The 25,914-nt window shown below is 62.0% G+C and carries 24 protein-coding genes and 2 pseudogenes; 20 read left to right on the top strand and 6 right to left on the bottom strand.

Annotated elements, in window-relative coordinates; all coding sequences use genetic code 11:
* The first annotated feature begins 242 nt into the window (after nucleotides 1-242).
* The 8 genes from Q7J58_RS11390 (at nucleotide 243) to dut (ending at nucleotide 8,620) form a co-directional block, all read left to right on the top strand.
* Nucleotides 243-512, top strand: coding sequence for an exodeoxyribonuclease VII small subunit (locus Q7J58_RS11390; RefSeq protein ID WP_304827763.1), 270 nt, complete (start codon nucleotides 243-245; stop codon nucleotides 510-512).
* Nucleotides 513-554: 42 nt separating this feature from the next.
* Nucleotides 555-1,460 (top strand): polyprenyl synthetase family protein, encoded by a 906-nt coding sequence (locus Q7J58_RS11385; protein WP_304827760.1) that lies wholly within the window; start codon nucleotides 555-557, stop codon nucleotides 1,458-1,460.
* 50 nt (nucleotides 1,461-1,510) lie between these two features.
* Nucleotides 1,511-3,406, top strand: a complete 1,896-nt coding sequence (gene dxs, locus Q7J58_RS11380; RefSeq protein WP_304827757.1) for a 1-deoxy-D-xylulose-5-phosphate synthase — start codon at nucleotides 1,511-1,513, stop codon at nucleotides 3,404-3,406.
* A 26-nt stretch (nucleotides 3,407-3,432) separates the two neighbouring features.
* Nucleotides 3,433-4,233, top strand: coding sequence for a GTP cyclohydrolase FolE2 (gene folE2 / locus Q7J58_RS11375; protein WP_304827755.1), 801 nt, complete (start codon nucleotides 3,433-3,435; stop codon nucleotides 4,231-4,233).
* 234 nt (nucleotides 4,234-4,467) lie between these two features.
* Nucleotides 4,468-5,547, top strand: coding sequence for a TRAP transporter substrate-binding protein (locus Q7J58_RS11370; protein ID WP_304827753.1), 1,080 nt, complete (start codon nucleotides 4,468-4,470; stop codon nucleotides 5,545-5,547).
* A gap of 187 nt (nucleotides 5,548-5,734) precedes the next feature.
* Entirely contained in the window at nucleotides 5,735-6,352 is a 618-nt protein-coding gene (locus tag Q7J58_RS11365; RefSeq protein WP_304827751.1) for a TRAP transporter small permease subunit, read from the top strand.
* 12 nt (nucleotides 6,353-6,364) lie between these two features.
* A complete protein-coding gene (locus Q7J58_RS11360; protein ID WP_304827750.1) occupies nucleotides 6,365-8,155 on the top strand; it encodes a TRAP transporter large permease subunit in 1,791 nt (596 codons plus the stop codon).
* A 15-nt stretch (nucleotides 8,156-8,170) separates the two neighbouring features.
* Complete coding sequence (gene dut / locus Q7J58_RS11355) at nucleotides 8,171-8,620, top strand: dUTP diphosphatase (RefSeq protein WP_304827748.1); 450 nt, start codon at nucleotides 8,171-8,173, stop codon at nucleotides 8,618-8,620.
* A 70-nt stretch (nucleotides 8,621-8,690) separates the two neighbouring features.
* On the opposite strand, the gene Q7J58_RS11350 is transcribed toward dut, so the two are convergent.
* Nucleotides 8,691-9,233, bottom strand: a complete 543-nt coding sequence (locus Q7J58_RS11350) for a peptidylprolyl isomerase (protein WP_304827745.1) — start codon at nucleotides 9,231-9,233, stop codon at nucleotides 8,691-8,693.
* 134 nt (nucleotides 9,234-9,367) lie between these two features.
* On the opposite strand from Q7J58_RS11350, the gene Q7J58_RS11345 reads away from it, so the two are divergent.
* From Q7J58_RS11345 to Q7J58_RS11335, 3 genes are all read left to right on the top strand, one after another.
* On the top strand, nucleotides 9,368-10,435 hold the full coding sequence (locus tag Q7J58_RS11345) for a cupin domain-containing protein (protein ID WP_304828015.1): 1,068 nt from the start codon (nucleotides 9,368-9,370) through the stop codon (nucleotides 10,433-10,435).
* 32 nt (nucleotides 10,436-10,467) lie between these two features.
* Complete coding sequence (locus Q7J58_RS11340; RefSeq protein WP_304827742.1) at nucleotides 10,468-10,992, top strand: hypothetical protein; 525 nt, start codon at nucleotides 10,468-10,470, stop codon at nucleotides 10,990-10,992.
* 229 nt (nucleotides 10,993-11,221) lie between these two features.
* Nucleotides 11,222-11,539: a hypothetical protein gene (locus tag Q7J58_RS11335; RefSeq protein ID WP_304827739.1), complete on the top strand. Its 318-nt coding sequence runs from the start codon at nucleotides 11,222-11,224 to the stop codon at nucleotides 11,537-11,539.
* 102 nt (nucleotides 11,540-11,641) lie between these two features.
* On the opposite strand, the gene bamC is transcribed toward Q7J58_RS11335, so the two are convergent.
* The 5 genes from bamC to Q7J58_RS11310 all read right to left on the bottom strand — a co-directional run bounded on the left by bamC (nucleotide 11,642) and on the right by Q7J58_RS11310 (nucleotide 15,784).
* Complete coding sequence (gene bamC / locus Q7J58_RS11330) at nucleotides 11,642-12,724, bottom strand: outer membrane protein assembly factor BamC (RefSeq protein ID WP_304828012.1); 1,083 nt, start codon at nucleotides 12,722-12,724, stop codon at nucleotides 11,642-11,644.
* A gap of 131 nt (nucleotides 12,725-12,855) precedes the next feature.
* A complete protein-coding gene (dapA, locus tag Q7J58_RS11325; RefSeq protein WP_304827736.1) occupies nucleotides 12,856-13,743 on the bottom strand; it encodes a 4-hydroxy-tetrahydrodipicolinate synthase in 888 nt (295 codons plus the stop codon).
* Nucleotides 13,744-13,821: 78 nt separating this feature from the next.
* A complete protein-coding gene (locus tag Q7J58_RS11320) occupies nucleotides 13,822-14,415 on the bottom strand; it encodes a class I SAM-dependent methyltransferase (protein ID WP_304827734.1) in 594 nt (197 codons plus the stop codon).
* Nucleotides 14,415-14,558, bottom strand: a complete 144-nt coding sequence (locus tag Q7J58_RS11315) for a hypothetical protein (protein ID WP_304827731.1) — start codon at nucleotides 14,556-14,558, stop codon at nucleotides 14,415-14,417. Before Q7J58_RS11315 ends, Q7J58_RS11320 begins: the two co-directional genes overlap by 1 nt.
* On the bottom strand, nucleotides 14,555-15,784 hold the full coding sequence (locus Q7J58_RS11310) for an MFS transporter (protein WP_304827728.1): 1,230 nt from the start codon (nucleotides 15,782-15,784) through the stop codon (nucleotides 14,555-14,557). Before Q7J58_RS11310 ends, Q7J58_RS11315 begins: the two co-directional genes overlap by 4 nt.
* Before the next feature lie 556 nt (nucleotides 15,785-16,340).
* Between Q7J58_RS11310 and Q7J58_RS11305 the strand changes: the two are divergent.
* From Q7J58_RS11305 to Q7J58_RS11265, 9 genes and pseudogenes are all read left to right on the top strand, one after another.
* Nucleotides 16,341-18,332, top strand: a pseudogene (locus tag Q7J58_RS11305) (DNA topoisomerase IV subunit B); the annotation flags it as partial.
* 136 nt (nucleotides 18,333-18,468) lie between these two features.
* Nucleotides 18,469-20,820: a DNA topoisomerase IV subunit A gene (gene parC, locus Q7J58_RS11300; RefSeq protein ID WP_304827721.1), complete on the top strand. Its 2,352-nt coding sequence runs from the start codon at nucleotides 18,469-18,471 to the stop codon at nucleotides 20,818-20,820.
* Between the two features lie 5 nt (nucleotides 20,821-20,825).
* The gene (locus tag Q7J58_RS11295) at nucleotides 20,826-20,999 is read left to right on the top strand and encodes a hypothetical protein (protein ID WP_304827719.1); all 174 of its coding nucleotides are present in this window, start codon (nucleotides 20,826-20,828) and stop codon (nucleotides 20,997-20,999) included.
* A 20-nt stretch (nucleotides 21,000-21,019) separates the two neighbouring features.
* Entirely contained in the window at nucleotides 21,020-22,297 is a 1,278-nt protein-coding gene (locus Q7J58_RS11290; protein WP_304827716.1) for an amino acid deaminase, read from the top strand.
* A gap of 64 nt (nucleotides 22,298-22,361) precedes the next feature.
* Nucleotides 22,362-23,351 (top strand): TauD/TfdA family dioxygenase, encoded by a 990-nt coding sequence (locus Q7J58_RS11285; protein WP_304827713.1) that lies wholly within the window; start codon nucleotides 22,362-22,364, stop codon nucleotides 23,349-23,351.
* A gap of 189 nt (nucleotides 23,352-23,540) precedes the next feature.
* The gene (locus Q7J58_RS11280) at nucleotides 23,541-24,086 is read left to right on the top strand and encodes a phasin family protein (protein ID WP_304827710.1); all 546 of its coding nucleotides are present in this window, start codon (nucleotides 23,541-23,543) and stop codon (nucleotides 24,084-24,086) included.
* Nucleotides 24,087-24,322: 236 nt separating this feature from the next.
* The gene (locus tag Q7J58_RS11275) at nucleotides 24,323-24,883 is read left to right on the top strand and encodes a hypothetical protein (protein WP_304827707.1); all 561 of its coding nucleotides are present in this window, start codon (nucleotides 24,323-24,325) and stop codon (nucleotides 24,881-24,883) included.
* Nucleotides 24,880-25,485, top strand: a complete 606-nt coding sequence (locus Q7J58_RS11270; protein ID WP_304827703.1) for a hypothetical protein — start codon at nucleotides 24,880-24,882, stop codon at nucleotides 25,483-25,485. Before Q7J58_RS11275 ends, Q7J58_RS11270 begins: the two co-directional genes overlap by 4 nt.
* A 77-nt stretch (nucleotides 25,486-25,562) precedes the next feature.
* Nucleotides 25,563-25,745 (top strand): annotated as a pseudogene (locus Q7J58_RS11265) (reverse transcriptase domain-containing protein); the annotation flags it as partial.
* Nucleotides 25,746-25,914 lie beyond the last annotated feature (169 nt).

Raw genomic sequence — 25,914 nt, 5'->3', positions numbered from 1 at the left:
GATGGGTGGAGTGGTGCGTCCCTCCGGACAAAGCTTGTCCGTCAGTGATGAAAAAATGAGCGAGGATTGTACCCCGGGGTCTCTGCCGGCCTGTGGTTTGGCCTCGCGCCGCTGGGCGCCGGTTTTCCCCAGCAGCAGCAGGCCCAGGACTCACGGCTAAAATCTTCGATCGACGGTCTGGCTGGCCGGGTGCTGGCTGTGGTCAGTCCCGACGGCGAGGCGGTCTGTTTTGTTGCAGTTCCATGACCTCACCCACACCATCCCCACCCACCAAATCCCTGGCGCGCGCCCGCTCGGCCAGCCCCGTGGCCACCAGCTACGAGGCTGCACTCGACGAGCTGGAACAGCTCGTGGCTCGCTTGGACGCGGGTCAGCTGCCACTGGACCAGCTGCTCACGCAGTACCAGCGTGGCGCTGAGTTGCTGGCCTATTGCCGTGCACGGCTTGAAGCCGTGGAGAACCAGATCAAGGTGCTCGACGGCGATGAGCTGAAGCCCTGGGACGCCGCATGAATGCCGCGTTTGCCATGCAACCCGCCCCCCGGAAGTCGCTGAATGACCGTTTTGTTGCCTGAAAACCCTTCTTTTGTGGCTTGGCGCGCGTCGCAGCAGGCCGCTGTCGAGCAAGCCCTGTCTTTGTGGGTGTCGCCGCACGCGCCTGCGGGTCTGGGCGAAGCCATGCGTTACGCTGTGTTGGACGGGGGCAAGCGCCTGCGCCCGTTGCTGGTGTTGGCCACCAGTGCCGCCATGGGCGGCTCGCCCGCTGCGGCCATGCGCGCGGCTTGTGCGGTGGAGTTGATACACGCCTATTCGCTGGTGCACGACGACATGCCCTGCATGGACAACGACGTGCTGCGCCGTGGCAAGCCCACGGTGCATGTGCGCTTTGGCGAAGCGCAGGCCCTGTTGGCAGGCGATGCCTTGCAGGCGCTGGCCTTTGAATTGCTGGTGCCCGACGACGGCAGCGTAGCGCCCGGTATGGCCGCTCTGCTGTGCCGCTTGCTGGCGCGCTCTGCCGGTTCTTCGGGCATGGCCGGCGGGCAGGCGGTGGACCTGGCCAGTGTGGGGCTGGCCTTGGACCAGGCGGCCCTGGAAGCCATGCACCGACAGAAAACCGGTGCCTTGTTGCAGGCCAGCGTCATGATGGGTGCCGCCACTGGGCATGTCAGCGCGGGCGTGTTGACCGCGTTGGCGCAGTACGGTGCCAGTCTGGGCCTGGCCTTTCAGGTGGTTGACGACATTCTGGATGTGACGGCCGACTCCGCCACCCTGGGCAAGACAGCGGGCAAAGATGCTGCCTGCGACAAGCCCACCTTCGTGTCTCTGCTGGGGCTTGAACAAGCCCAGGCCTACGCCGACCGGGTGCTGGACCAGGCGCACAGTGCGCTGGACCAGACCGGTCTGCCCCATTTGGACACCTTGCATGCCCTGGCCGACTGGGTAGGGCAACGCGCCCACTGAATCACAACGGCCCACAGAGCCCCTTGAGAGCGACTTACGTGACCCAATCCATGAGTTCTTTGCTGTCCCACATCCAGTCACCTGCCGACCTGCGGCGCCTGTCGCGCACCCAGTTGCACCCGCTGGCCGATGAGCTCCGGGCCTTTTTGCTGGACAGCGTGGCCCGCACCGGTGGGCACCTGAGTTCCAACCTGGGCACCGTTGAGTTGACGGTGGCGCTGCATTACGTGTTCAACACACCCGAAGACCGGTTGGTCTGGGACGTGGGTCACCAGACCTACCCGCACAAGATCCTGACCGGCCGGCGCGACCGCATGCACAGCCTGCGCCAGCAGGGCGGCATCAGCGGTTTTCCGCGCCGCGAAGAAAGCGAATACGACACCTTCGGTACCGCGCACTCGTCCACCAGCATTTCAGCGGCTTTGGGCATGGCGCTGGCCGCCAAGATCAAGGGCGAAAACCGCAACGCTGTGGCCATCATTGGCGACGGCGCCATGACCGCCGGTATGGCCTTTGAAGCGCTGAACAACGCCGGCGTGGCCGAGGGCCGTCTGCTCGTGGTGCTGAACGACAACGACATGTCGATCTCACCGCCCGTGGGGGCGCTCAACCGCTACCTCGCACAGCTGATGAGCGGTCAGTTTTATGCGGCTGCGAAAAACGTGGGCAAACAGGTGCTGAAAAATGCCCCTCCGCTGTTTGAACTGGCCAAGCGCCTGGAAGAACATGCCAAAGGCATGGTGGTGCCGGCCACGTTGTTCGAAAAGTTCGGTTTCAACTACATCGGTCCCATCGACGGTCACGACCTCGACTCGCTGATTCCCACGCTGGAAAACATCCGCCACCTGCTCGACACCGACAGCGGCCCGCAATTTCTGCACGTGGTCACCAAAAAAGGCCAAGGCTATAAATTGGCCGAAGCCGACCCTGTGGCTTACCACGGCCCCGGTAAGTTCGATCCGGCGGTGGGCCTTACCCAGCCCGTCACGCCACCGAAAACCACCTTCACCCAGGTGTTCGGTCAGTGGTTGTGCGACATGGCTGCAGCCGACCCGCGCCTGGTGGGCATCACGCCGGCCATGCGCGAGGGCTCTGGCATGGTCGAATTCGAGCGCCGCTTTCCGGCCCGTTATTTCGACGTCGGCATTGCCGAGCAGCACGCCGTCACCTTTGCTGCCGGTCTGGCCTGCGAAGGCCTGAAGCCGGTGGTGGCCATTTATTCCACCTTTTTGCAACGCGGGTACGACCAGCTGATTCACGATGTGGCGCTGCAAAACCTGCCCGTGGTGTTCGCGCTGGACCGCGCTGGTCTGGTGGGTGCCGACGGCGCCACCCACGCCGGTGCCTACGACATTGCCTATTTGCGCTGCATTCCCAATATGGCGGTGGCCTGTCCTGCAGACGAGGCCGAATGCCGGCAGTTGCTCAGCACCGCGTTTGAACAAAACCACCCGGTGGCGGTGCGCTATCCGCGCGGTGCCGGTGTGGGCGCTGTACAGCCCGCCGGGCTGGATGGCCTGCCTTACGGTCGCGGTGAATGGACCCGCAAAGGCCGTGGTGTGGCTATTTTGGCGTTTGGTACCTTGTTGCACCCCGCCCTGGCAGCCGCCAACCAGTTGGGTGCCAGCGTGGCCAACATGCGCTGGGCCAAGCCGATCGACCTGGATTTGCTGCGCGAGCTTGCGCAGAATCACCAAGCCCTGGTGACGCTGGAAGAGGGGTGTCTTCAAGGGGGCGCCGGCAGTGCCGTGCTTGAAGTCTTGCAAGCCGAGGGCTGGAACCTGCCGGTATTGCAACTGGGCCTGCCCGACGAATTCATTGAACACGGTGACCCGACCAAACTCCTGTCCATGCTGGGCTTGGATGCGACCGGCATTGAGCGCTCGGTGCGTCAGCGCTTTGGCGATCTGCTGGAAACAGAAGTTGGTTTGAAAGCGGTGGCGTAATGGACTGTCGAACCGCTGATATGCGCATGCCTGACGTGCAAGGTCGGCACGACCCGCGCGCCATGCCCATTGCCCAAGTGGGTGTGAAAAATTTGCGCTACCCCATTGTGTTGCTGGTGTCGGATCGCATGCAGCACAGCGTAGGCACCTGGCATGTGCATGTGGGGCTGCGTGCCGAGCAAAAAGGCGCTCACATGTCGCGTCTGCTGGCCTGGCTGGATGGGTTCACCCAGCCAGCCGATGGCGCTGCGTTGCCCGTCACCTTTGAGCGGCTGCAAACGGCGATGCCCGGGTTGCTGTCGCTGCTGGAAACCACCTCTGGCGGTTTTGATGTGCGCTTTCCATTCTTCATTCGCAAAGCGGCACCTGTTTCAGGTCTGCAAAGTCTGATGGAGTACGACGGCGGATGGTCGGTCGGGCGCACCGCTGGCGCAATTACCGAAATTCGCATGATCGCCACCGTGCCTGTCAAATCGTTGTGCCCCTGCTCCAAAGAGGTCAGCGACGATGGCGCCCACAACCAGCGTTCGCACATCCGGATGGAGGTGCTGCTCAATGCACCCATGGCCTGGACAGATCTGGTGCGTTTTGCAGAAGACAACGCCTCCTGTGAGCTCTGGGGCCTGCTCAAGCGCACCGACGAAAAGTGGGTGACCGAGCGGGCTTACGCGCAACCGAAGTTTGTGGAAGATCTGGTGCGCGATGTGGCGCTGGCGCTGGAGCGTGACGCCCGCATCGATGCCTACTCGGTCGATGTCACCAACTTCGAGTCGATCCATGCACACGACGTGCACGCGCGCGTTTCGCGTGACAAACGGCAGTCTTGAATCGGCACGGTTCGCTATTTTTGGGATGTTTTTTCACACGCCTTTTGAGCTGAATTGCATGCGATCCATGGCGTTCAAAAATGATGTTGAAAACCTGCGATTTCGGGACCTCCTCAAGGGAAAACCCCCGACAATGCAGCCTGCGCCGCTCTTAAAATAATGTCGGCTTTAACGTCGAAGGCTTGTGCAGTCGCGCAAGTCAGTGAGATTTCAACAACCATGGAGTTACCCAATATGGATCGTCGTTCCATCATCAAGCACGCAGGCATTGCCGGCGTGCTTGCCGCCGGTGCAGCACCCGCCGTTCACGCGCAAGCCGCCATCCGCTGGCGACTGACCTCCAGCTTTCCCAAGGCACTGGACACCATTCACGGCGCGGCCGACGTGTTCGCCAAAAAAGTCAACGAAATGTCGGGCGGCAAGTTCTCCGTCACGGTGCACGCCCCTGGTGAACTGGTGCCGGCCTTCGGTGTGGTGGATGCGGTTCAAGCCGGTACGGTAGAAGCCGGTCACACCGCGCCTTACTACTACTTCGGCAAAGACGACACCTTTGCCATGGGCACAGCCATTCCGTTTGGTCTGAACAGCCGCCAGCTCACCGCTTGGTACTACGACGGCAACGGTCTGAAACTGTTCCGCGAGTTCTACGACCAATACAACATCGTGAACTTTCCCGGTGGCAACACGGGCGCCCAGATGGGTGGCTGGTTCCGCAAGGAGATCAAGACGCTGGCTGACATCAAGGGCCTGAAAATGCGTGTGGGTGGCTTTGCCGGCAAGGTGATGACCCGCATGGGCGCTGTGCCGCAAAACATTCCCGGCGGCGAAATTTACCAGGCCCTGGAAAAAGGCACCATCGATGCGACCGAGTGGATCGGACCTTACGACGATGAAAAGCTCGGCTTCCAGAAAGTGGCCAAGAACTACTACTACCCTGGCTGGTGGGAAGGTGGCGCACAGCTCGACTTCTACATCAACAAGGCCGCGTTCAACGCCTTGTCGACCGAAAACAAGGCCATCGTTGAGTGCGCAGCTTCGCATGCGCACACGACCATGCAAGCCATGTACGACGCACGCAATCCAGCTGCTTTGAAGCGCCTGGTGGCCGGTGGCGCGAAGTTGCTGCCGTTCCCTAAAGTGGTGATGGACGAGTCCTTCAAACAGTCGATGGCGCTGTATTCAGAACTTAGCGCGAGCAACCCGAACTGGAAAAAAATCTACACGGATTACTCCAATTTCCGCAAAGAGCAAAACCTCTGGTTCCGCTTCACCGAAGCCCAGTTTGACCGCTACATGCAGTCGGCCAAGCTGTAATCGGTTTTCGAGTCCGACAAAAACCCCGCCTTTGCGGGGTTTTTTGATCGGACACCAAGTCATCCTACCCAGGGTGCCTTGGTGTCCGGCCAATTTCGCCACGCCACCGCCGTGGCGATTTGTTTGTTTCAACAGACGCAACCGCTTTTTGTACACACCCTCACCAGTAACCCATTGGGGAATATTCATGCCTCTTTTGCTCAAACTATCCCGTCTGGTCGACGGCCTCAGCGATCTCATTGGCAAGCTGGCCATGTGGCTGATTCTGGCGGCCACGCTCATCAGTGCCGGCAATGCGGTCATACGCAAGACCTTTGGCACCAGTTCCAACGCCTGGCTTGAAATCCAGTGGTATTTGTTTGCTGCGGTGTTCATGCTGGGCGGCGGCTACGCTTTCTTGCGCAATGCCCATGTGCGCATCGACTTCATTTCCACCAAGTTCAGCGACCGCACCCGCAACTGGATTGACGTTGGCGGCATCGTTATCTTTTTGTTCCCTTTGTGTTACCTCATGATCGTCGAGGGCTGGCCGCTGTTTGTGAATGCCTGGACGTCGGGTGAAATGTCGTCCAACTCCGGCGGTCTGATTCGCTGGCCGGTGTACCTCTTCATTCCCTTGGGTTTTGCCTTGCTGATGTTGCAAGGTTTGAGCGAGCTGGTCAAACGTTTTGCCTTTCTGACGGGCCAGGGTCCCGACCCGCTGAGCCACACGGGCCCCAGTGAAACCGAGCTGTTGGCAAAAGAAATTGCCGATGCAGAAAAACACAAGCTGGAAGCGTCTCTCGCTTCGGCCAACAAGCACTGATCGGGTTGCACCATGGTTGAATTTTTGTCCTCCAATTTTGTCCCGGTGATGTTCGTCGGGCTGCTCGTGTTTTTGCTGATCGGTTTTCCTGTCGCTTTCTCATTGGCTGCCACCGGGTTGTTCTTTGGCCTGATCGGCATGGAGTTGGAGCTGTTTCCCTCCAACCTGTTCCAGGCGTTGCCGCTGCGGGTGTTCGGCATCATGCAGAACGACACGTTGCTGGCCATACCGTTCTTCACACTCATGGGCATCGTGCTGGAGCGCAGCCGCATGGCCGAAGACCTGCTGGAAACGGTGGGTCAGGTGTTCGGTCCGTTGCGTGGTGGTGTGGGTATTGCCGTGGTGTTGGTCGGTGCGCTGCTGGCAGCCACCACGGGTGTGGTGGCTGCTTCGGTGATTTCCATGGGCCTGATTGCCATGCCCATCATGCTGCGCTACGGCTACAACCGCACCATTGCCACCGGCACCATCACCGCCTCGGGCACGCTGGCACAGGCGCTGCCGCCGTCGCTGGTGTTGATCGTGCTGGCCGACCAGCTCGGCCGCTCGGTGGGTGACATGTATGCCGGAGCCTTGGTTCCCGGCCTGATGCTGGTGGGTTTGTACCTGCTGTTCATCGTGGTCGTCGCATTGGTCAAGCCCGGTTGGGTACCCGCTTTGCCGCCCGAGGCGCGCATTTACAACGAGCCCAATGGGTCCAGCGGCCATATGTCGCTGCTCTTGCTGCTGGTGATTTGTGCTGTGGCCAGTGTGCTGTGGTCGCAGGTTCATGAGTCCATCATGAACCCCTGGCTGGGACGCGAAAACGCCGCACCGGGTGACGAAGTGTTCATCCTCTCAACCGCCATCGGTGCGTTTCTGGCACTGGGGCTCGCACTGCTGAATCGGTTGTTCAAACTGGGCCTGCTGTCGCGCCTGACCGAGCGTGTTACGTTTGTTCTGATCCCGCCGCTGGTGTTGATCTTTCTGGTGTTGGGCACCATCTTTCTGGGCGTGGCGACCCCGACCGAAGGCGGCGCGATGGGTGCCATTGGCGCGCTGATCATGGCCGGTGCGCGGGGCACACTGTCGTTCAACCTGCTCAAGCAGGCGATGGAAAACAGCACCAAGCTGGCCATCTTCGTGATGTTCATCCTGATCGGCTCCACGGTCTTCAGCTTCACGTTCAACGCTGCCGATGGTCACATCTGGGTCGAACACCTGTTTGACAAGTTGCCCGGCGGCCAACTCGGCTTCCTGATCGTGGTGAACTTCATGGTGTTCATCCTGGGCATGTTCATCGACTTCTTCGAGATCGCGTTCATCGTGGTTCCGTTGCTGGCGCCGGTGGCCGACAAGCTGGGCATCGACCTGATCTGGTTCGGCATCATCCTGGCCATGAACCTGCAAACCTCGTTCCTCACGCCGCCGTTTGGTTTTGCGCTGTTCTATCTGCGCAGTGTGGCTGCGCGCAACGACTACGACGATCTGGTCACCGGCAAGCGCATCAAGGCGGTGACCACCGCCCAGATCTACAAAGGCTCCATTGCTTTCATCGTGTTGCAGGTCATCATGGTCGCTGTGATTCTGTTCAACCCGGGCATCGTGACCGGCAACCTGGGCAAGGCCATCGTGGTGGATGACGCTGCTGTGAGCGACATGTTGAACAACATGCAAGATCTGCAGACCGACGATGACGATGAGCCCAACATGAGCGGTGGTAGCGAAGGGGACGCCGAGGCGTCTGAACCCGCCGCAGCGGAGGATGAAGGCGAAGTGGATCCGGCCAAGGCGCTCGAAGACGCGATGAAAAAAGCCGAATGAGTGAGGACACCTCCCGTGCAGATTGATGTGAAAGTGTTGGACCCGCGCATGGCGGAACAGCTCCCCGCCTATGCCACCCGTGGCAGCGCAGGTCTGGACCTGCGCGCCTGCCTGGACGCACCGTTGACCCTGCCGCCCAACGCCTGGCAACTGGTTCCCACGGGTCTGGCCATTCACCTGGCCGACCCGGGCTTTGCCGCCATGATCCTGCCGCGCTCCGGTCTGGGTCACAAGCACGGCATTGTGCTGGGCAATCTGGTGGGTCTGATCGACAGCGACTACCAGGGCCAGCTCATGGTGAGCGCCTGGAACCGCAGCGACGTGGCCTTCACCATTGAGCCCATGGAGCGCATTGCGCAAATGGTCATCGTGCCGGTAATGCAGGCCCAATTCAACGTGGTGTCTGAATTCACCGCCGCGAGCGAACGCGGGGCAGGGGGCTACGGATCAACCGGACGGTCTTGAGCGCCGCGGTTGCAACGAAAAGGGCTCCAGATATGGAGCCCTCTTTCGTTGGTGTGCACCCAGTCTGGGTTCAGTGCAGTGTGGAAGTGTCGTCGTCGGATGTGCCGACCTCTGGCGCTGGGGTGACCTGCATGCTGAAGAAGCCGGTGCCCAGTGAACCTGAGCCGACTTCGCGTTCTTCGGCTTCGCGCACAGCGTGCACCTTGAGCGAGATGCGCAACGCAATGCCTGCCAGTGGGTGGTTGGCATCCAACACCACATGTTCAGGGTAAATGTCGCTGACAAAATAGATGCGGTCTTGTGGGGCGCTGGGGTAGCATCCTGCGGGCAGGCCATCAAAGCCCATGCCATCTTCAAGTTCGCAGGGGAACAGGTGGCGAGGCTCCAGAAACAGCAGCCGGTCGTCGTAGTCGCCAAAGGCGTCTTGCGGCTCCAGGTGCAGGTCCAGCGTGTCGCCGACCTCATGGCCTTGCAGGGCTTCTTCAATCTTGGCCAGCAAGTCGCTGCCGCCGACAAAGAACTCAATCGGCTCGTCGAGCACATCCAGTTCTTCGCCCAGCGTGTCTTTCAGCGTCCAGGTCAGGGCCACAACGCATTGTTCGGTGATGGTCATAGGGCTTTTCATTGGACAATTGTCCCATGTTCAAAGCCAACCCATCCAGTCTGACCGGCGCCCCAGTGGCGCCCGCGCACCCCCAACCCGACGCACCCAGCACGCTGCTGGGCGGCCTGTCGCCCGCGCAGTTCATGCGCCGTTACTGGCAAAAAAAGCCGTTGCTGATTCGCAATGCTGTGCCCGGCTTCAAGCCCTTTCTCACCCGGCCACAATTGTTTGCCATGGCTGCTGACGAAGCGGTTGAGTCGCGCCTGATCGTGCACCAGGCCCAAGGCTGGACGCTCAAGCACGGGCCGCTGGCACGCACCGCTTTGCCGCCCATCAAACAGCCTCGTTGGACGCTGCTGGTGCAAGGGGTCGATCTGCATGTGAATGCTGCGCACGAACTGCTGCAGCGCTTCCGTTTTGTGCCCGACGCCCGGCTCGACGACCTGATGATCTCGTGGGCCAGCGATGGCGGCGGGGTGGGCCCGCATTTCGACAGCTACGACGTGTTTTTGCTGCAGGCCAGTGGCCAGCGCCACTGGCGCATTGGCCGGCAAAAAGACCTGACGCTGGAAGAGGGGGTGCCGCTGAAAATTTTGAGCCACTTCGAACCCGAAGAAGAGCATCTGCTGAACCCCGGCGACATGCTGTACCTGCCCCCGCGTTGGGCGCACGACGGCGTGGCGGTGGGTGACGGCTGCATGACCTATTCGGTGGGCTTTCGCGTGCCCCAGCGCGGGGGGCTGGCCGGCGAACTGCTCCAGCGCATGGCCGACGACTTTGAAGATGCCACGCTCTACCGCGATCCCAGCCAACCCGCCACCGCCACACCCGCCGCCATGCCGCCCGCGCTGGAAGCGTTTGCGGTGGATGCGCTGCAGCGTTTGCTGGCCGAGCGTCAGTCGCTGGCTTGCGCATTGGGTGAGGTCATGACCGAGCCCAAGCCGCGGGTATGGTTTGAAGAGCCCGAGGCCGGCTGGGTGCCCGGTGCCCTACAGCTGGACCGACGCACCCGCATGATGTACGACGAGCGCCACGTGTTCATCAACGGCGAAAGCCTGCGCGCTGGCGGTGCCGATGCGCGACTCATGCGCACGTTGGCGGACGAGCGCCGCCTCAGCGCAGCGCAGGTGCAACGTGCCAGCGCCGACGCGCTCGCGCTGCTGCAAGACTGGTTTGAGGCCGGTTGGCTGCACGCTGGCCTGAAAGGCTGAAAACTTTCGTTCAAGCTCACCAGGAGCCTGCCATGACCGACACTTTCCGTGCGCCCGATGTACCCACCACCTTGCAGCCCTTGCCCGAAGGGCGTTTGCAGGGCCGGCCATTGTTTGCCGACTTGGTGCGCCAGTCACTGGCCACAGCCGCCGCCGAAGGCTGGCCTCGTTTGGTGCTCTGCGACCCCGATTTTTCCGATTGGCCCTTGGGTGAGCGGGCTGTGGTGGCTTCGCTGCAGGCCTGGGCTCGGCGTGGCCGGGTACTGCAGATGCTGGGGCGGGACTTTGGTCCCTTGCGCTTGCAACATCCACGCTTTGTGCAATGGCGGGTGGCGTGGGCTCATGTCATTGAGGTTCGTGCCTGCAACAGTGCATCGGCCGATGAATGGCCCAGCGCGATCTGGTCGCCCGCCTGGACGCTGGAGCGCATCGATGCGACCCACGGCGTCATGGTGGCGAGCCGCGAAGCCCGAGACCATGTAGCGTTGGCGGAAAGGCTTGACCACTGGTGGCAAAAAGGAAGCCCTTCTTTGCCGCCGAGCATTCTTGGATTGTAGATAAATAGTATTCAATTATCTTTTTTGCAACACTTTTTGATGAGAAAAAGAAAAAGTTGACCAGGGTAAATACGGTTGATTTTTCCATCGTATGATTCCGACCCAGCCGGGACACACATTCAAAAATGGGCGCCAGGCTGAATCGATCCAACTCGAATCAACGTTCGGGTTTTTTTTTGGTCGGTTCAATCGTTTTGCTTCGTTTTGTACACATCCATTGGAAATTTTCATGAAAAAAACCATCCTGATCGCCAGCCTGCTGGCCGCCGTTGCCCTGACCGCTTGCGGCAAAAAAGAAGAAGCACCTGTTGAGGCGCCGGCACCTGCTGCTGCACCAGCACCTGTGGAGGCTGCGCCTGCAGCGGCTCCAGCCGACGCAGCGCCTGCCGCTACCGATGCAGCTGCAGCGCCTACCGTTGCTGGTGCAGTTGAAGCCGCCGCCGGTGCAGCCGCTGACGCCGCTGCCGCTGGTGCTGCCGATGCAGCCAAAGCCGCTGCCGACGCTGCTGCTGAAGCCGCCAAAGCCGCTGCCAAGCCTGCGCAGTAATTGCTGCACCCGGGCCTGGTGCCCGGGCACAAAAAAGCCGCCCACGGGCGGCTTTTTTGTTTGGGTGCGCTGCAGGTGTGATTCGACCTGCAGCACTTTGGGTTACTTCAGGTCGTTGGCCAGCAATTGAAGGATGTTTTGCGCATTGGCCGAGTTCTCAGGTTGGCCCTGGGCGTCCAGCACCGACACCGTGGTGTTCTCGCCGCTGCTGCGCACCACCACACGGTATTTGACGGGCGCAGCTTGCGATGCGGAGCCACCAAACAGACGGCCAAAGAAGCCAGGCTTGGCCGCGTCGGTGGCCTGTGCCGGCACGTAGCGGACGAAGTAAATGCCCTGCGTGCGATCGCGGTCTTCCACGGTGAAGCCGGTGCGGTCGAGCGACAAGCCGACCCGGCGCCAGGCGCGGTCGAAACCATCATCGATCTGAACCACGGGAAGGTTGTTGACTGTGGTGACCCGCGCCGCAGCCTGTGCCGGTTCGGTTTCAGTGGCCGCTTTGGCCTGCGCTTCGCTCATGCCCAGCTTCACCATCAGGCGGCGCAGGAATTCGGTTTCGAGTTCGCTGTCGACAGGGCGGGGTTGCCACACCGTCTGGTCTTTTTGTGCGCTGGAATACACCTCGATCATGCCGCGGTGGCTGATGTAGATCTCGGTGCCGCCTGCGGTGTTGCGTTCCAGACGGGTGCGGAATTTGTCGCGTTCCCCGGTGGAATACAGGTTTTCAAACACTTTGCCAATGGTGCGGCGAATGATGTCTTGCGGCAGTTTGGCGCGGTTCTCGGCCCAGTCGGTTTCCATGATGCCCAGGTTCTCCTGGTCAAGTTCGAGCAGGAAACCGTTCTCTTGCCAGAAGTCGCGCACCGGACTCCAGAGCTTGTCGGCCGGACGGTCGATCACCAGCCAGCGTTGGTTGCCAGCACGTTCAATGCGCACGTCGCCCACGGTGTTGACCGCAGTGGTACTGCTTGAAGCTTGTGCGGGTTGCGCGGTCAGGTAGCCGCTGGCCGTGACCACGGAACCGGGCACGTTGTAGCGCGAATCGCGGCTCAGCTGGGTCAGGTCGGGAGGCACATCCAACGAAACACCGCGCTCAGCGCTTTTGTAGTCGATCTTGTCTTCTTGCAAGATGGAGCAGCCCGTGGCCAGCACGGCTGCAGCGGCCAGCAGGCTCAGGCGGGCCATCCGCACGCCGGTGTGAACCCGGGCGGCCGGGTGGGATGCTGTGTCAAACGGTGCGGGAGTGGGCATGTTGGGGAGCTTGGTGAGAGGGGAATATGTAAGGGCAAGGTTGGCGGCCGCAGCAAGCGGGGGCTTCAGGCAATCAGCCCGCTGTCCTGCAGGGCGTTCTCGACCACCGGCACCAGCGCGCGCGACATGGGCGTGAGCGGCAGACGCATGGTTTCAAGGCACAGGCCCATGCGGGCCATGGCCCACTTGAGCGGGATTGGGTTGGCTTCCACGAACAGGTTTTTGTGCACCGGCATCAGGCGGAACTGGATGTCCATGGCGCGCTTCACGTCGCCCGCGATGGCGGCCACACACAGTTCGTGCATCAGGCGCGGGGCAATGTTGGCGGTCACGCTCACATTGCCCTGGCCACCGCACAGCATCAGCGCCACGGCGGTGGGGTCGTCGCCCGAGTAAATGGCAAAGCCTTCGGGTGCTTCGCGAATGAGCCACTGTGCGCGCTCAATGTTGCCGGTGGCTTCCTTGATACCAACCACGCCCGGCACTTGCGCCAGGCGCAGGGCGGTTTCGACCGACATGTCGGCCACGCTGCGACCGGGCACGTTGTACAGCACGATGGGCAGGTCGCCCGTGGCTTCGGCGATGGCCTTGAAGTGCTGGTACTGGCCTTCCTGGGTGGGCTTGTTGTAGTAGGGCACCACCTGCAGCTGGCAGTCGGCGCCCACTTTTTGGGCAAATTTGGCCAGTTCAATGGCCTCGGCGGTGGAGTTGGCGCCGCAGCCGGCCATGATGGGCACGCGTTTGGCCGCCTGCTCTACCGATACGCGGATGATCTCGCAGTGCTCTTCCACGGTGACCGTGGGCGACTCGCCGGTGGTGCCGACCACGCCGATGCAGTCGGTGCCCTCGGCAATGTGCCAGTCGATCAGTTTGCGCAGGGTGGGGTAGTCCACGCTGCCGTCTTCTAACAGGGGCGTGACCAGGGCCACGATGCTGCCGGTGATGGTTTTCATAAGCTTCAGGCTCGAAAGAATGCACCCTGACCCAGCGTCAGGACGGGCCGGCCCGCGATGGGCACGGAATCTTGCATTCTACTCAGGGATGTCGAGCCGATGACGCGCTGGCAGGCCCCCGGCGGCCTTGGTTTCGCGCACCGCCGCGATGCGCTGGACGAAGCGTTCGGGCGTGCTGCAAAAGCCGTCCTCAAAGGCCACCACCCGCAGCCCGCTACAGGCCTGCAGCAGTTCGCCCGGTTGCAGCAGAAAGTCGGGCCGCGCCGGCCGTCCCACGGTTTCGTGGCCGATGGCAAAGGTCTCGTACAGCAGCACCCCACCCGGCGCCACGCTGGCCACGATTTGCGCCAGCAGCGGACGCCACAGGTAGTGGGTGACCACCACCGCGTCAAACGTTTCGCCAGCAAACGGCCAGGGTCCGTTTTCAATGTCGGCCAGCACGGCGCGCCCCAGCGGTGCCACGGCGGCGATGGCCTCGGGCGAGCGGTCCACGCCCGTCACACTGTGGCCCTGCGCGGCCAGCCAGCGCAGGTGGCGGCCATGACCGCAGGCCACGTCCAGCACCGTGCCGCCCGTGGCGATCAGGTGCGTCCAGCGGCGCACCCAGCTGGAGGGGGCTTCGTTGCCGTGCAACACAGCGGGGCCTGGCGATGGATCGGCGGTACGGGGCATCAGAAGCAACTCCAAAGCTGGTCGGCCAGGTTCAACAGAAAGTCGGGCTGGTTGTACAGCGACAGGGTGACCAGCAGCGCCGCACCGATGCCCACCCAGAGGGCTGTCTTGGCCCAAAGACCGTTCCAGCCGGTGGTTTTCACGCTGCGGCCCCCACGCGTTGGGTTCCGCGCACGATGGCAGACTCCCGCACCGGCAGGTTGATCAGCGCGGCCATCACACCCAAGGCAATCGAGATGTACCAGACGATGTTGTAACTGCCGGTGCGGTCGTACAGCACACCGCCCAGCCACACGCCCATGAAGCTGCCAATCTGGTGGCTGAAAAACACAAACCCGCCGAGCATGGACAGGTGGGCGACACCAAAGATTTGTGCCACCACCGCGTTGGTGGGTGGTACGGTGGACAGCCACAGCACGCCCATGACGGCAGAAAACACATACACGCTGGCGGGAGACAGCGGCACGATCAAGAAGATGCTGATAGCCACTGCACGCGCCAGGTAAATGAACGCCAGGATGTAGCGCTTGGGCATGCGCTGGCCCAACGCGCCCGCCGCGTAGGTGCCGATCACGTTGAACAGGCCAATCAGCGCCAGCGCGTAGCTCGCCACCTGGGGCGACAGCCCGTTGTCTTTCAAATAGCTGGGCATGTGCACACCAATGAACACCACCTGGAAGCCGCACACAAAGTAGCCCGCCATGAGCAGCTGGAAGCTGCGGTATTTGAACGCCTCGCGCAGCGCTTGCACAATGGATTGCTCGCGCTTGGGCATGGTGCCGCCCGCGAAGCCCGGCTCACGCAGGCCCCAGGCCAGCGGCATGATCAGCAGCACCGCTGCGCCCAGCACCATGAGAGCCTCTTGCCAGCCGAAGCTGCTGATGAGCCAGCCTTCCACCGGCACCATGAGGAACTGCCCAAACGAGCCTGCCGCCGCCGCCACGCCCATGGCCCACGAGCGTTTTTCAGCCGGTATTTGCCGCCCGATCACGCCGTAAATCACCGCGTAGGTGGTGCCGGCCTGAGCCGCGCCAATCAAAATGCCTGCCGTGAGCGCAAAGCCCACCGAGGTGGTGGACATGGCCATGCCGACCAGGCCCAACGCATACAGCACCGCGCCCATCACCAGCACCTTGAAGGCGCCGAAGCGGTCGGCCGCCATGCCGGCAAAAATACCGAACACCCCCCAGGACAGGTTTTGCACCGCCAAGGCAAAGGCAAAGGTTTCGCGTGTCCAGCCCTGGGACTGGGTCACAGGCTGCAGCCACAGACCAAAACCGTGGCGGATGCCCATGGACAGCGTGACGATGAAAGCACCGCAGGCGAGCACCTGCAGGGTGGACAGACCGGCGGGGCCCGGGGTAGGCATGGCTCCGGAGGGGTTTTTTGAGGCAATGGACATCCGGCGAATGTAGCGAATTTGCCCCACGTCCGCTGCCACCTTGGGGAAATTGACCGTGCACTCAGCCATGGCCATCAGAAAACTGCGCTTGCGTCGAGCGAGGAGCCGGTCGGACCTGAAGCGCCGAAAGCAAAAAACAGCCCCCGTGCGGAACGTTTTTGCCCGATTCGCAGGCCCATAGCACCGCTGTGGGTCAAGAAGCGGGTACGTGGGCCGCTGTGGTCGATGTGCAGCCGGCGACTCCCAAGTTCGACAAGCTCCGGAAAGCCGCAGTTGGACGCGCCCGAGAGGGCTGTCTGGGGCGTGCTGGCAAGGCGCGGCGCCGCTGCTGGCGGCTGCCAGCCAGGAGGAACAATGCCGCCAGCCTGCACCAGGGTGGCGCCACCGGGCGATCCACATTTTCACCAGATGGGTGACTGGTCTGAATATCAATAATGTTTTTAATATCAATAACTTACACGTTCACATAAGCGATCAATTGTGGTTTCTAGGCCAAATGGTGCGGCGCTCTACAATGCCGCGCATGACAGAGAAACCCGCTGCACCCAAGTCCGTCGCCGCCAGCGATGCTTATTCCGAAGGTTCGATCCGCGTCCTCAAGGGACTGGAGCCGGTCAAGCAACGTCCGGGCATGTACACCCGCACCGACAACCCGCTGCACATCATTCAGGAAGTGCTGGACAACGCGGCCGACGAAGCGTTGGCCGGGCACGGCAAAAAAATCAAGGTCACGCTGCACGCCGACAGCTCGGTGAGCGTGGAAGACGATGGCCGGGGCATACCCTTTGGCTTGCACCCGGAAGAAAAAGCGCCGGTGGTGGAACTGGTGTTCACCCGGCTGCACGCCGGTGGCAAGTTCGACAAAGGCAGCGGTGGCGCCTACAGTTTCTCGGGCGGCTTGCACGGCGTGGGCGTGTCGGTCACCAACGCGCTCTCGACCCGGCTGGAAGTGACCAGCTACCGCGAAGGCAAGGTGGCCAAGCTGGCGTTCTCGGCGGGCGATGTGATCGAACAACTCGTGATCGCGCCCAAAGGGGAGGGCGATCGCAAACAAGGCACCACGGTGCGCGCCTGGCCCGATGCCAAGTATTTCGAATCCGCCGCGCTGCCCATGAACGAACTCACCCACCTGCTGCGCAGCAAGGCGGTGCTGATGCCGGGCGTGACGGTGACCCTGGTGAACGAGAAAACCAAAGACTCGCAGGTGTGGCTCTACAAAGGCGGCCTGCGCGACTATCTGCAGCAAACGCTGCACGGCGAGCCGGTGATTCCGCTGTTTGAGGGCGAGGGCTTCGCCGACAGCGGGCACGACAGCTTTGCCGAAGGCGAGGGCGCCAACTGGTGCGTGGCCTTCACCGAAGACGGCCAGCCGGTGCGCGAAAGTTATGTGAACCTGATCCCCACCAGCGCGGGCGGTACGCACGAAAGTGGTCTGCGCGACGGCCTGTTTCAGGCGGTGAAGGGCTTCATTGAACTGCACGCACTGCTGCCCAAAGGCGTGAAGCTGCTGCCCGAAGACGTGTTTGCCCGCGCCAGCTATGTCCTCTCAGCCAAGGTGCTCGACCCGCAGTTTCAAGGCCAGATCAAGGAGCGCCTGAACTCGCGCGACGCGGTGCGCCTGGTCGGCAGCTTTGTGCGCCCGGCGCTTGAACTCTGGCTCAACCAGCACGTGGACTACGGCAAGAAGCTGGCCGAACTCGCCATCAAGGCCGCGCAGTCGCGACAGAAGGCCGGCCAGAAGGTGGAAAAACGCAAGGGCTCGGGCGTGGCCGTGTTGCCTGGCAAGCTGACCGACTGCGAAAGCAAAGACCTGGCGCAGAACGAGGTTTTTTTGGTCGAGGGCGATTCGGCCGGTGGCAGCGCCAAGATGGGCCGTGACAAGGAAAGCCAAGCCATTCTGCCGCTGCGCGGCAAGGTGCTCAACACCTGGGAGGTGGAGCGCGACCGCCTGTTTGCCAACAACGAAATCCACGATATTTCGGTGGCCATCGGCATCGACCCGCACGGCCCGCTGGACACACCCGACATGAGCGGTTTGCGCTACGGCAAGGTGTGCATCCTGTCCGACGCCGACGTGGATGGTTCGCACATCCAGGTGCTGCTGCTGACGCTGTTTTTCCGGCATTTTCCCAAGCTCATCGAGACCGGCCACGTGTACGTGGCGCGACCGCCGCTGTTCCGGGTGGACGTGCCTGCGCGCGGCAAGAAGCCGGCGCTCAAACAGTACGCGCTGGACGAGGGCGAGCTGCACGCCATCCTGGACAAGGCCGAAAAAGACGGCGTGCCGCGCGACAAGTGCCAGATCAGCCGCTTCAAAGGTCTGGGCGAAATGAATGCCGAGCAGCTGTGGGACACCACGCTCAACCCCGACACCCGCCGCCTGATGCAGGTCAACCTCGGGTCTATGGACTTTGCCGCCACCGAAGCGCTCATCACCAAACTCATGGGCAAGGGCGAAGCCGCTTCGCGCCGCGAACTCATGGAATTGCACGGCGACTCGGTGGAAATAGATATTGGATACCCCCCGCGCCGCCTGCGGCGTCACCCCCCCTGGGAGGCAACATCCGCGGCCCGGCAAAGCCGGTTCCGCGATGTTCTGGACGGCAGGCATTTCTCGCGCAGCGGTTCCTCATCAAGACAGCTGAAACCACATGAACGACACCCCTGAACTCGATCTCGCACCGGCAGAGTTGCCCGGCGAAGACAACCTGGCCACTTACGCCCAGCGCGCTTACCTGGAGTACGCGCTGTCCGTCGTCAAGGGCCGAGCGCTGCCCGATGTGTGCGATGGCCAGAAGCCGGTGCAGCGCCGCATTTTGTACGCCATGGACCGCATGGGCCTGGGCTACAGCGGCACCAACCACAACCCCGCCGCCAAACCGGTGAAGTGCGCCCGTGTGGTGGGCGATGTGCTGGGCCGCTACCACCCGCACGGCGACAGTGCCGCCTACGATGCGCTGGTGCGCATGGCGCAAGACTTCGCGCAGCGCTACCCGCTGATCGACGGCCAGGGCAACTTTGGCAGCCGCGACGGCGACGGCGCTGCTGCCATGCGCTACACCGAAGCGCGCCTGGCCAAAATCACCGGCTTGCTGCTGGACGAGATCGACGAAGGCACGGTGGACTTCATCGCCAACTACGACGGATCCACCGTGGAGCCCAAGCAGTTGCCGGCCCGACTTCCGTTCAACCTGCTCAACGGCGCCAGCGGCATTGCCGTGGGCCTGGCCACCGAAATTCCCAGCCACAACCTGCGCGAGGTGGCCGACGCCTGCGTGGCGCTCATCAAAAACCCGCAGCTCAGCGAAGAAGACTTGCTGACCATCCTGCCCGGGCCCGACTACCCCGGTGGCGGGCAAATCATCAGCCCGGCGGGCGACATTGCCGACGCCTACCGCACCGGCCGTGGCAGCCTCAAGGTGCGCGCGCGCTGGAAAATTGAAGATCTGGCGCGCGGCCAGTGGCAATTGGTGGTGAACGAGCTGCCACCGGGCGTGAGCAGCCAGCGCGTGCTGGAAGAGATTGAAGAGATCACCAACCCCAAGGTCAAGGCCGGTAAAAAGGCACTGAGCCAGGACCAGACGCAGCTCAAAGCCAGCATGCTGATGGTGCTGGATGTGGTGCGCGACGAGTCGAGCAAAGACGCGCCTGTGCGCCTGGTGTTTGAGCCCAAGAGCAGCCGCATCCAGCAGCAAGAACTCATCACCGCGCTGCTGGCCCACACCAGCCTGGAAAGCTCGTCGCCCATCAACCTCACCATGATCGGCCTGGACGGACGGCCCACGCAAAAGAGCCTGCGGCTCATGCTGAACGAGTGGATCGCGTTCCGCCAGACCACCATCGTGCGCCGCTCGCAGCACCGGCTGAACAGGGTGCTCGACCGCATCCACATCTTGGAAGGCCGGCAGCTGGTGTTGCTGAACATCGACGAGGTGATCCGCATCATTCGCCACAGCGATGCGCCCAAGCCCGCGCTCATCGCAGCCTACAAGCTCAGCGAGCGCCAGGCCGCAGACATTCTGGAAATTCGCCTGCGCCAGCTGGCCCGGCTTGAAGCCATCAAAATTGAACAAGAGCTCAGCACCCTTCGCCAAGAGCAGGGCAAGCTCGAAGACATTCTGGGCAATCCCGGCAGCTTGAAACGCCTGATGGTCAAAGAGATCGAAGCCGACGCAAAAACCTTTGCCGATGCGCGCCGCACACTCATTCAGGCCGAGAAAAAGGCCGTGGCCGAGATCAAGGTGGTGGACGAGCCGGTCACTGTCGTGATCTCCAGCAAAGGCTGGGTGCGGGCGCGCACTGGCCACGGCCACGAGGCTGGCAGCTTTGCGTTCAAGGCGGGCGACGGCTTGTATGGCACCTTTGAATGCCGCACGGTGGACACGCTGATCGTGTTCGGTAACAACGGCCGTGTTTACAGCGTGCCCGTGGCCAGCCTGCCCGGCGCCCGGGGCGACGGCCAGCCCATCACCACCCTCATCGAGCTGGAGAGCGGCACGCAGCCGCTGCACTACTTCGCCGGCCCGGCCAACGCCACGCTGCTGCTCGCCAGCACCGGCGGCTATGGTTTCCTGGCCACGGTGGAGAATCTGGTGTCGCGCCAGAAAGCCGGCAAGGCCTTCATCAGCTTGGGTGACGGCGAAACCATTTGCGCGCCATCGCACGCCGCCCACACCTCGGGCGGCCAGCCGCTGTTGCCCGCCACGCACGTGGCCTGCGCCTCCACCGGCGGGCGCATCCTCACCTTTGAAATCACCGAGCTCAAGGCCATGGAAAAAGGCGGGCGCGGTCTCATGCTGATCGACCTGGAAGACAAAGACACCCTGGCCGGTGCGGCGCCGTACACCCGCAGCGTGAAGATTGAAGGCATGGGCCGTGGCGGCAAAGAGCGCGACGAAACGCTGGAAATTCGCAGCCTGAATAACGCGCGTGCCGTTCGGGGCCGCAAAGGCAAGGCGGCCGATCTGGGCTTCAAGCCCAACCGCATCACGCGGGTGGCGTGAACGGCATGGACCTCACCGCCCTGTTCATCATCGTGGCCAGCGCTGTGCTGGCCTTCATCGTGGCCCGCGCGCTGGGCAAACGCATCCGTTCCCGCCGCGCCGCCCAGCAGGCCCAGCAACAGCTGGCCGGACAAAGCCGCCAGGTGCGGCGTGCCCAGGCGCGCAAAAACCGCCAGTAAAGAAGCGCCAGTAAAGCACCATGCCTGACACACCCACCTTTGGCCCCCACCTCAAGGGCTTTCCTGCGGGCCAGGCGCCACTGTCGCGTGAGCAGATCGGTCAGCAAGACTGGCAGCTGCTGCACGGCGACCTGGCCTTGCCGCTGGCCGTGCTCAAACAGAGCGCGCTGCAGCACAACCTGCACTGGATGCGCGATTTCTGCGCGCAGCGCGGCCTGTTCATCGCGCCGCACGGCAAAACCAGCATGTCGCCCGAGCTGTGGCGCATGCAACTGGACGCGGGCGCCTGGGGCATCAGCTTCGCCACCGTGTTTCAGGCGGCGGTGGGTGCGCGCCACGGTGTGCCGGTGCTGCTGATCGCCAACCAGGTGATCCAGCGTGCCGAGCTGGACGCGCTGGCGCTGCTGCACGCTGAGCAGCCCACGCTGCGCACGCTGTTTCTGGTGGACTCGCTCGGCCAGGTGGACCACATTGAAGCCTGGGCGGCAGCCCGGGGTTTCCAGGGCCGGTTGGAGGTGCTGCTGGAGCTGGGCATGGCCGGCCAGCGCACCGGCTGCCGCACCGCAGACGGGGCGCGGCAACTTGCCCAGCGCATCCACGCCAGTCCGGTGCTGCAGTTGGCCGGTATTGAGTGCTACGAAGGCACCACCGCCACCTGCAACCACGCCCAAGACCGCGCCACCGTGCAGCAGCTCATGGACCGTGTCGCCGCGATCGCGCGAGAAGCCATCGCGCAAGGCTGGTTTGCGCACGAAGAAATCATCCTCAGCGCCGGTGGCTCCGCCATTTTTGACCTGGTGGCTGAACGGCTCACGCCCCAGCTGGGCCGCCCGGTGCGCGGCGTGCTGCGTTCGGGCTGCTACCTCACGCACGACCACCAACGCTACACGCGCTACCTGTGCTGCGTGGGCGAGCGGTTGAACCTGCGGGAAACGCTCAAGCCCGCGCTGGAGGTGCTGGCGTGCGTCCAGAGCCAGCCCGAGCCCGGCCTGGCGCTGTTGAGCATGGGCAAGCGCGACGTGTCTTACGACCTGGACCTGCCGCAGCCCATCTGGCGCTCAGACGCCCAAGGCGGTGCACCACAGGCCGTGCCCAGCCACTGGCGCACAGACGCCTTGAACGACCAGCACGCCTACCTGCGCTTCGACCCGATGGCGCCCGAGGCCGAATGGCCCCGCCTGGGCGAAACCGTGGCCAGCGGCATCTCGCACCCCTGCACCACGTTCGACAAATGGCGCTGGCTGCCGGTGGTGGACGACACCTACCGCGTGGTGGACGCGGTGACCACCGTGTTTTGACGGGGCGCTGCCTGTGGCCCGCGTGTGGGTTTTCTTGTTTCTCCCTGCTTGAAGGAGCCTTTCTGTGAGCCTCATCCTGAAACAACCCATCACCGGCCCCGCCGCCTGGCGCGGCGCCGATCTCGCCGGTGACACCACCTGGCTCCACCCACTCAGCCGCGAATCGGTTGCCGAAATCGACGCCGCGCTTGCCCACGTCAAAGCCCAAGGCCTGCGTTTCCCCCACTTTGGCAAAGAAGACTTTCCGTTGAAAGCCCTGGAGCCCGAACTCCAGCGCTGGGCCGACGAGCTGGAAAACGGCCGTGGTTTCCTGGCGCTGCGCGGCCTGCCGGTCGAGCGTTACACCGACGACGACATCAACACCGTGTACTACGGCCTCGGTTTGCACCTGGGCCAGCCGGTATGCCAAAACCCACGCGGTGAACGGATCGGCACGGTGATGAACGTGGGCGATGCCAGCGACAAAAATACCCGCGTCTACGAAACCAACCTGTATTTGCCCTACCACTCCGACCCGTCCGACGTGGTGGGCCTGCTCTGCGTGCGCAAGGCCAAAGCCGGCGGTCTGAGCAGCCTGGTGAGCGTGGCCGCCATTTACAACGAGATCCTGGAAAAGCACCCCGAGTACCTGGGCTTGTATTACCGCCCCCTGTACTTCGCCCACCTGTGCGAGCCGCTGCCCAGCCTGTCGCCCATCTTCAGCCACCACCAGGGCAAGCTCAGCTGCCGCTACCTGCGCCAGTACATCGAGCTGGGCCACGAGATCCGCCAACAGCCGCTGTCGAGGGTGGAGATCGAGGCGCTGGACCTGTTCGATACCGTCATGCACCAGCCCAGCATCCGCCTGGACATGATGCTGGAGCCCGGCGACCTGCAGTTCGCCAACAACTACGCCGTGCTGCATTCGCGCAACGACTTTCAGGACGATGCCGACCCCGCACGGCACCGCAAAATGCTGCGGCTGTGGCTCAAGATGCCCAACGCCCGCGCCCTGGCGCCCGAGTTCCCAGGGCGCAACGGTTTCCCGGCACCGGGTGAACCAGCCTCGGCCTGAGCGGCTTTCGTTCCCACCGCCCATGGTAGATGTTGGGGGAATGTCTCTAACTTTGCTGCAGTGCAGCAAAAATGCTTGCCATCTTCGGGAATACCCGTAGAATTCAAACCATGCTGCACTGCAACATAAATCGGTCACCCGATCCGTGTTCAAGGCTCAATCCCTCCACTCCACCTCAAGGAAACCGAAATGAACAACCCCGCTGAACAGATCATGGCCGCCAACAAAGCCAACATGGAAGCCTTCGAAGCTGCCTTCAAAAAAGCCTTCACCGGTGCTGAAAAACTGGTTGAACTCAATATGGCCGCTTCCAAAGCCATCATGAGCGAGTCCTTCAGCCACGCCAAAGCCTCCATGGCTGTCAAGACGCCCCAGGAATTCATGACCCTGCAAACCGGCTTCGTTCAGCCCATGGCCGAAAAGTCCACCGCCTACTTCCAGCACGTGCAAAGCATTGCCACCGAAGGCAGCGCCGACGTCACCAAGCAGATCGAAGCCAAGATGGCCGAAGCACAAAAGGCCTTTGGCGCCTCGGTGGAACAGCTCGTCAAGAGCGCCCCTGCTGGCTCTGAAGCTGCTGTGGCCGCTTTCCAGAACGCCTTGAGCAACAGCCAGAAAGCCGTCGAGTCGGCCCAGGCCAGCATCAAGAAAGCCACCGAAGCCGCTCAGTCGAACTTTGCTGTCGCAACCAAGCAGACCACCGACATGGTGAAAAAAGCCGCCAAGGCTGTCTGAATCCGGTCTGGAGCGAATGGCCTTCGGGCCATGGGCTCCGTCTGACGCAAAAGAGGCTCCTTCGGGAGCCTCTTTTGCGTTGTTGCATTTCAGTCTTTGGACTCCGAGCGAGCGGAGATGATTACGCCACCCATTGTGCTCATTGTCTTTTCCTTGTTCATCCTTGCATGGCGTGATGAACTCGGATCCTTATTTTCATGGTTAAACTTTGGTCCCTTTTACTATCAGTACATCCGATGTTTTCATCTCGCTCGCTCCTGAGTTGTGTTGCCATTGCCGCCTTGCTCCTTTCTACCGGGTGCGCCATCAAAGCCCCCCAGTACAACGCCTCGCTGGACAACATTGAGCAACTCAAAAAAGCACCGGCCTCCGTCAAGGTGGGTAGCTTTACTGTCCAGTCCGGTACCAGTGGATCAATCGGTTTGCGCGGCAATCAGATGGACTCCCCTGTAGGATCCGACTATGCGGCTTACCTTGCTGACGCTCTGCAAAAGGAGTTGAAACTTGCGGGCAAGCTCGATCCAAACTCCAAGCTCGAGATCAGCGGACAACTGTTGAAGAACGATATCGCAGCGGCCGGCATTCTTACCAACAGTGGCGAGATTGAGGCACGGTTCGTGGTGAAAAACGATGGGGTGCAGCGTTATGACCAAGTCAAGCGTGCCGACTTGAGCTGGGATTCATCCCTGCTGGGTTACATCGCTATCCCAAAGGCTCAGCAGCAGTATCCGCTGATCGTGCAGAAGCTTCTGGCTTTGCTGTGGGGTGATGCCAACTTTCAGGAGTCTCTGAAATGAGCACAGGATTGATCTTGCGCCGTTTTTTCGGCACCCTGATTGCCCTGTTGCTGGTGGTCATCGCATCGGGTTGTGCACATCCCATCTCGCTGATGGGCAACACGGATGCCCTGATTGGAGCTGGTAAGGTCAAGCTTGATCATGCGGTAGGTCTGGCCATTAGCGAGGAAGACCGCAAGCGCGAAGTCATTACCCCTGGTGGTGGTGGCGACAAGGTCAGCTATCTGCCTTATCGCGATCTGGAAACCGGGATATACATCGCTCTTTCGGAAAGTTTTACCAAGGTCGTTCGGGTTAGCGGACAACAGGACCCGAAAGTGAAGTCCGAAGGTTTGCGCTTCGTGATTACGCCTCAGATCAACACCACGTCGTATTCGCCCAGCATCGTTACTTGGCCGCCAACCATTTTCACGATTGAACTGGTCTGCAAAGTGACCGATGGAGAAGGGCGGCTCGTGACCGAATTGCGAGCCATGGGCGAAGGAAGGGCGGAATTCGACGAGTTCAAGAGCGATTTTTCGTTGTCCGCAAAGCGAGCTGCCGATGAAGCCTTGGGCAAATTGCTCAGATCGGTTGCCGACAATGCAAGCAAGCTGCGTTGACGGAATTTTTTGTTTAATTTTTCGTCGAATGGGCGAAAAATAGGGACGTTGATCCGTGTGGTGGATGCCTACCTGGCGTGATCCGGCTGATTCGGTCGTATCTGAACGCCGGGATCATGGATGGTGGGGTGGTGGTGGATCGCCACCTGGGCACGCCGCAAGGTGGGCCACTCTCCCCGCTGCTGGCCAACGTACTGTTCGACGAAGTGGACAAGGCGTTGGAGGCGCGAGGCCACAGCCTGGCGCGCTACGCCGACGACTGCTTGCGTCTACGTGGGCAGCATCAAGGGGCTCTATGACGTTTTGAGTGGAACTTGACATCAGACGCACCGCATGATGAGCCTCTGGCTACGTGGTTTTGCAGCCTCAAACGGATTCGCTGGCAAATGGACCAGTTTGGACATACGCAGGTAAGCAATGGCGATGAAG

Origin of the sequence: Hydrogenophaga sp., assembly GCF_030656115.1 — a bacterium.
GTDB lineage: Bacteria > Pseudomonadota > Gammaproteobacteria > Burkholderiales > Burkholderiaceae_C > Hydrogenophaga.
Note: the sequence above shows the minus strand (reverse complement) of the source record. Positions and strands in the feature narration are given on the sequence as shown.